Here is a 3,502-nt window from a genome sequence, read left to right on the forward strand (position 1 = left end):
GCGTCGCGGTTGCGTGTGGTGCCGCCCGGTGTTGAGGGGTATCTGGGTACGGGCGGGTCGAGCAGTATCGCTTCCGGCCGCGTCGCGTACACCTTTGGCCTCGAAGGCCCCGCGGTCACCGTTGATACGGCCTGTTCTTCTTCGTTGGTGACGCTGCATATGGCGGTGCAGGCGCTGCGGAACGGTGAATGTGAGCTCGCGCTGGCCGGCGGCGTGACGGTGATGCCGACCCCTGGCACGTTCACCGAGTTCAGCCGACAGCGCGGCCTTTCCTCTGACGGCCGGTGTAAGTCCTTCGCTGAGGCCGCGGATGGTACGGGCTGGGGTGAGGGTGCGGGGATGCTGCTCGTTGAGCGGCTCTCGGATGCGCGTCGGAATGGGCATCCGGTGTTGGCGGTGGTGCGGGGGAGTGCGGTGAATCAGGATGGTGCGTCGAATGGTTTGACGGCGCCGAATGGTCCGTCGCAGCAGCGGGTGATTCGTCAGGCGTTGGCGAATGCGCGGTTGGCTCCGGGTGATATTGATGTGGTGGAGGCGCATGGGACGGGGACGAGTCTGGGTGATCCGATCGAGGCGCAGGCACTGCTGGCGACGTATGGGCAGGATCGGGATGCTGATCGGCCGTTGTGGCTGGGTTCGGTGAAGTCGAACTTTGGTCATACGCAGGCGGCTGCGGGTGTGGCGGGGATCATCAAGATGGTGATGGCGATGCGGCATGGTGTGATGCCGCGGACGTTGCATGTGGATGAGCCGACGTCGCATGTGGACTGGGCGGCCGGCGCGGTGTCGCTGTTGACCGAGGAGCTGCCGTGGCCTGAGCATGGCCGGCCGCGTCGTGCGGCGGTGTCGTCCTTCGGTATCAGCGGTACCAACGCCCACACCATCCTCGAACAAGCCCCCGCCGATGGTGGGGGTGTGGTGTCGGGGCCGGTGCGTCCGGTGGTGCTTCCTGTGGTGCCGTGGGTGGTGTCGGGTCGTGGTGAGGCGGGGTTGCGGGCGCAGGCGGGTCGGTTGCGTGCGTTTGTGGAGGCGGGTTCTGGGGTGTCGGTGGGGGATGTGGGGTTTTCGCTGGCGACGTCGCGTGGGGTGCTTGAGGATCGTGCGGTGGTGGTGGGTGCTGATCGTGGGGAGTTTTTGGAGCGGTTGGCGGTGTTGGCGGAGGGGGGTGCAGGCACTGGTGTGGTGCGGGGTGGTGCTGTTCGGGGCAAGCTGGCGTTCCTGTTCACGGGGCAGGGCAGTCAGCGGCTGGGTATGGGCCGTGAGTTGTATGAGGTGTTTCCGGTGTTCGCGGAGGCGTTGGACGCGGTGTGTGGGGAGCTGGACGGGAGGCTTGAGCGGCCTCTGAAGGATGTCCTGTTCGGCGACGAGGCCGGTTTGCTGGATTTGACAGGGTTCACTCAGCCGGCGTTGTTCGCGGTCGAGGTGGCGTTGTTCCGGTTGGTGGAGGCGTGGGGGTTGCGGCCGGACTTCCTGTCCGGGCACTCGATTGGTGAGATCACGGCCGCGCATGTCGCGGGTGTCCTGTCCTTGGCGGATGCGTGTGCGTTGGTGGCGGCGCGTGGCCGGTTGATGCAGGCGCTGCCGTCGGGTGGTGCGATGGTGGCGGTGCAGGCGTCGGAGGACGAGGTGACGCCGCTGCTCACCGACCGGACAAGCATCGCGGCCGTCAACGGCCCGTCGTCCGTCGTGGTCTCCGGCGACGAGAACCGCGTCGCGGTGATCGGGCAGACCTTCCAGGAGCAGGGGCGTAAGACACGTCGTCTGACGGTCAGTCACGCCTTCCACTCGCCGCTGATGGACGGGATGCTGGACGCGTTCCGTGAGGTCGCGGCCGGACTCACGTACCAGGCGCCGCGTATCCCGGTCGTCTCCCATCTGACCGGTACCGTCGCCACGGCCGAGGAGATCACCGACCCCGAGTACTGGGTGCGGCATGTCCGGGAGGCCGTGCGCTTCCTTGATGGTGTCCGGACTCTTGAAGAGCAGGGTGTGACTTCGTATCTGGAGCTTGGTCCGGACGGGGTGCTGTCCGCGATGGCACAGGACTGCCTCACCGGCACCGAACCCTCCACCGCCGTGCTGACACCGGCGCTGCGCAAGGGCCATGCGGAAGCCGAGGCCCTCACCGTCGCCGTGGCGCGGCTGCTGGTCGCGGGCCATGCCCCCGACTGGGAGGCGTACTTCGCCGGCACCGGCGCCCGACGCGTCGAACTCCCCACCTACGCCTTCCAACGTGACCATTACTGGCTGGACGCCGGTGTGGAGGCGGGCGACATGGTCTCCGCCGGGCTCGGTTCCGCTCATCATCCGTTGCTCGGAGCTGCGGTCTCTCTCGCCGACGCCGACGGTTTCCTGTTCACCGGCCGGCTGTCCCTCCAGACGCATCCTTGGCTGGCGGACCACCGGATCATGGGCTCCGTCCTGCTTCCGGGGACAGCCTTTGTTGAGCTGAGTGTCCGTGCGGGCGCCCAGGCCGACTGCGGTTCCCTGGAAGAGCTGACGCTTGAGGCGCCCCTTGTGCTCCCGGAGGAGGGTGCGGTCCAGTTCCAGATCACGGTAGGCGGGCAGGACGAGTCCGGCCGTCGCTCGGTGATCGTGCATTCCCGACCGGAGCAGGTGGACGACGACGTGCCGTGGGTGCGTCATGCCACGGGTGTGCTGTCGGATGCCGGTGTGTCGGTTCCCGGGGAGTTGGTGGTGTGGCCGCCCGAGGGAGCGCGGGAGGTGGCGGTTGAGGGGCTGTATGAGGGGTTCGCTTCGGTGGGCTTCGACTACGGTCCTGTTTTCCAGGGTTTGCGTGCGGCGTGGCGGCGCGGCGATGAGGTCTTCGCGGAGGTCGAGCTGCCGGAGGAGGTCCAGGAGGCGGCTGGGGCCTTCGGTCTCCACCCGGCCCTGCTGGACGCGGCCCTGCACGGGATAGGACTGGGTGACTTCTTCGCCGGCGACGGCCAGGCCGACGGCGGCCGTATGCCCTTCTCCTGGACCGGGGTCACTCTGCACCTGGTCGGCGCGTCCGCCCTGCGGGTGCGGCTGGCCTCCGCCGGGGGCAGCGCTGTGTCCTTGGCCGTGGCGGACGGTACCGGACAGCCTGTGCTGTCGGTGGAGTCGCTGGCGCTGCGCACGGTTTCCGCAGAGCAGATCAGTGGCGCCGCACAGGCGGCAGACCGGAAGGACACCCTCTTCCGCGTCGAATGGGTTGCTCCGTCGACGAAGGCCGTCCCCAGGGCCTCGACTGCTCCATGGGCGCTGCTGGGCGGGGCCGGTGATCTCGTCCCGGAGGCATGGGACGTGCCGGTCGTGTCCTACGCGGATCTCCCGGCACTGACGAACGCGCTGGACGCGGGCGGTGAAGCGCCGGAGACGGTGATTGTCTCCCTGGTCGGGGGGACCGCCGAGGGTGTGGTGGAGGGTACGCACGGGAGTGTGGTGCGGATGTTGGGGTTGCTTCAGGGGTGGCTTGGGGATGAGCGGTTGGGTGGTTCGCGTCTGGTGGTGGTGACGC

The 3,502-nt window shown here is 68.1% G+C and carries 1 protein-coding gene; it reads left to right on the plus strand.

The genetic code is table 11. The annotated features are described in order from the left end of the window. Positions 1–3,502: type I polyketide synthase (locus ABZ707_RS33305; RefSeq protein ID WP_360182647.1), on the plus strand; the 3,502-nt coding region annotated here is incomplete at both ends.

The sequence above is a fragment of the Streptomyces sp. NPDC006923 genome (assembly GCF_040635655.1).
Lineage (GTDB): Bacteria > Actinomycetota > Actinomycetes > Streptomycetales > Streptomycetaceae > Streptomyces.